This window comes from Kitasatospora sp. NPDC007106 (assembly GCF_040634455.1).
Taxonomy (GTDB): domain Bacteria; phylum Actinomycetota; class Actinomycetes; order Streptomycetales; family Streptomycetaceae; genus Kitasatospora; species Kitasatospora arboriphila.
Genome location: NZ_JBEYFP010000681.1, coordinates 1 through 3,135 on the forward strand (window position 1 = coordinate 1; position 3,135 = coordinate 3,135).

The 3,135-nt window shown below is 75.5% G+C and carries 2 protein-coding genes; one reads left to right on the forward strand and one right to left on the reverse strand.

Features of this window, described 5'->3' with window-relative positions; translation table 11 throughout:
• Window positions 1–117: 117 nt before the first annotated feature.
• Window positions 118–1,665 (reverse strand): MFS transporter, encoded by a 1,548-nt coding sequence (locus ABZ641_RS30670; protein ID WP_359987029.1) that lies wholly within the window; start codon window positions 1,663–1,665, stop codon window positions 118–120.
• A 115-nt stretch (window positions 1,666–1,780) separates the two neighbouring features.
• On the opposite strand from ABZ641_RS30670, the gene ABZ641_RS30675 reads away from it, so the two are divergent.
• The coding region (locus ABZ641_RS30675) for an FAD-dependent monooxygenase (RefSeq protein ID WP_359987032.1) at window positions 1,781–3,135 on the forward strand (1,355 nt) is incomplete at its 3' end.

Below are 3,135 nucleotides of genomic sequence, written 5' to 3' on the forward strand. Positions count from 1 at the left end.
GGTAGACCCTGGGGCGGGGGGGGGGGGGGGGGGGGGGGGGGGGGGGGGGGGGGGGGGGGGGGGGGGGCGGGGGGGGGCGGCGGCGGCGGCCCGGGGGGCGGCCCGCGCCGGACGCGGTCAGGAGGTGCCCGTGAGCTCCCGGTCGCGGACCACCGCGAAGGTGGTGACCGCGCCGATCAGCGCGAGCACGGCGAGGACGACGAATCCGGTGTGCATCGCCGAGGTGAGGGCGTCGGCGGCCGCGTCCGAGGCGGCGGCGCGGACCCCGGCGGGCAGGGTGCCGAGCTGCTCGCCCAGCCGGCCCTGCACCGCGCCGCCGGCCAGGGCGCGTTCGCCGGCCGTGTCCAGCCCCGGCACCCGGCCCTGCAGGCCCGCGGCGGAGAGGCCGGCCAGCAGCGCGCCGGCCCCGGCGATGGCGACCGACTCGCCGGTGATGCGCATGGTGTTGAAGATGCCGGAGGCCATTCCGGAGCGCTCGACCGGGACGACGCTGACCGCGGCGTTGTCCATCACGCCGAAGGCGCTGCCCACGCCGACGCCGAACACCGCGAGCGGTCCGGTCAGTTGCGCCCAGCCGGCGTCCGGGCCGAGCACCACCAGCCAGAGCGATCCGGCGGCGATCAGCGCGGAGCTGGCGGCGAGCATCACCCGCAGCGGCAGCCGGGCGGCGATCTTCCCGGCGACCAGCGGCAGGGCCAGCACCGGCAGGGTGAGCGGCAGCAGCAGTGCGCCGGCCTCGGTGGCGCTGCGGCCGCCGACGCCCTGCAGGTACTGCGGCAGGTAGACCAGCAGCACCACGAACCCGAAGGTGATGGTGAACGGCTGGCAGACCACCACCACGAAGGTCGGCCGGCGGAACAGCGACAGGTCGAACATCGGCCGCTCGACGCGCAGTTCGACCAGCACGAAGAGCAGCATGAACAGGGCCGCGCCGACCAGTGAGCCGATCGCGGCGACGCTCGTCCAGCCCTGCTCCGGGCCTTCGACGAAGTACAGCGCCAGCAGGGCCAGGCTGCCGCTGAAGGTCACCAGTCCGCCCCGGTCGATCCGGCGGGCGGCCGGGTCGCGGGACTCGGGCAGCCGCGGCACCAGGGCGAGCACGACCGCGCCGAGCACGACGTTCAGCAGGAACACCGCCCGCCAGCCGACCGAGGCCACCAGCACACCGGCGACCAGGGGGCCGAGCGCCAGGCCGAAGCCGAAGGAGGCGCCGAGCACGCCGAACGCCCTGGCCCGGGCCGGTCCGTCGAAGGAGGCGGCGAGGATCGCCGCGCCGCTGGTGAGGACACCGGCGGCGCCGACGCCCTGCAGCGCCCGGGCGAGGTCGACCAGCACGATGTTCGGCACCAGCGCGCAGACCAGCGACATCGCCAGGAACACCTGGACGCCGATCAGCAGCACCCGCCGCCGGCCGAAGCGGTCGGCGAGGCCGCCGGCGGCCAGCAGGCAGGCCGCGAAGGTGACGCCGTAGGCGTTCTGCACCCACTGTGCGGCGCCGACGCCGGCCCCCAGGTCGGTCGCCAGCGCCGGAAGCGCCACGGCCGGCCCGGTGACGGTGAGCGGCAGCATCACGCTGGCCAGCGCGACCGCCACCATGATCGCCGGCCCGCCGGCCGCGCGGCCCGCGCGCGGCGCGGCCAGGTCCTGCTCCGCCAGGACGCTCATCACTTCCCCCATCCATCAGTCATCTACGTACTTCACAAACCGAGACGACCATAAGATATCTTATGGACAGCGTCAATCTGCTACTCAGCCTCCGGGCAGACGAGGAGTCAGTTCCATGACAGACAAAGCGATCACCGCATCGGACGTCGACGTCCTGGTCGTCGGCGGAGGACCGACCGGCATGCTCGCCGCCTGCGAACTGCTGCGCCGCGGCGTCCGGATCAGGATCGTCGACCGGGCCCCGGCCGCCGCCCGCCTCCCCAAGGCCCTGCTGCTCTGGCCGCGCACCCTGGACGTGCTCGACGACCTCGGCATGCTGGACGCGATCCGCGCCGCCTCCGTCCGGATCAACGCCTTCCGGTACTACTCCGACCGGCGGCCGCTCGGCACCTTCGGCTTCACCGAGGACCTCGCCCCGCTCTGCCTGCCGCAGAGCGCCACCGAGGACGTCGTCGAGGCCCGGCTGCACGAACTCGGCGGCAAGGTGGAGCGCGGCGTCCGCCTGCTCTGCTTCGACAACCTCGACTTCTCCGGCCGGGTCGAGGCCACCGACGGGGTCACCGCCGTGCTGGAGCACCGGGACGGCCGGATCGAGCGCACCCGGGTGCCCTTCGTCATCGGCGCCGACGGGGCCGGCAGCGCCGTCCGGGCCCAGATCGGCACCGGCTTCCTCGGCAGCACCTACGAGACCGCCTTCGCCCTGGTGGACGCCCCGATCGAGGGCGAACTCCCGGCCGACCAGGCGCACTACTACCAGTCCCCGCAGGGCGCGCTGGTCGTCGTCGCGCTGCCCGACGGCATCTTCCGCTTCTTCTCCAGCCTGCCGCCCGGCCAGGACGTCGGTGTCGCGATGATGCAGGAGATCGTCGACGAGCGCGGGCCGCAGGGCGTCCGGATCGGCGAGCCGGTCTGGCAGAGCGTCTTCCGGGTGCACGCCCGGCACGCCGGGGACTTCCGGCTCGGCCGGGTCTTCCTCGCCGGCGACGCCGCCCACGTGCACAGCCCGGCCGGCGGCCAGGGCCTCAACACCGGCCTGCAGGACGCCCACAACCTCGCCTGGAAGCTCGCGGCGGTGATCCACGGCGAGGCGCCCGCCACCCTGCTCGACGGCTACGGGCCGGAGCGCTCCGCGGTCGCCCGGCGGGTCGTCCGCGACACCGACATCCAGACCCGCGCCTGGCTGGTGGACGGCCCGGCCGAGGTCCTGCTCCGCGACGCCGCCTTCCGGCTCGGCGACCGCACCGGCCTGCTCTCCCGGCTCTACGGACCGGTGATGGCCGGGCGCCGGCTCGCCTACCCGCCCGTCCGGGAGACCCAGGAACCGTCCGGGCTCACCGGCTGCCGCCTCCGCGGACGGCTGCCCGGCGGGCTGCGGACCGGCGCCGTGCTGCCCCGCCCGCTGGCCGCCGCGACCGCACCGGCCGGCTCCGGCGAGGAGCCCGCCGGCTGGACCCTCGCCGCCGTCGGCCC

Excerpts from the sequence above, each read along its gene's own strand:
- ABZ641_RS30670 (WP_359987029.1), bottom strand. The coding sequence starts at position 1,665 with ATGAGCGTCCTGGCGGAGCAGGACCTGGCCGCGCCGCGCGCGGGCCGC.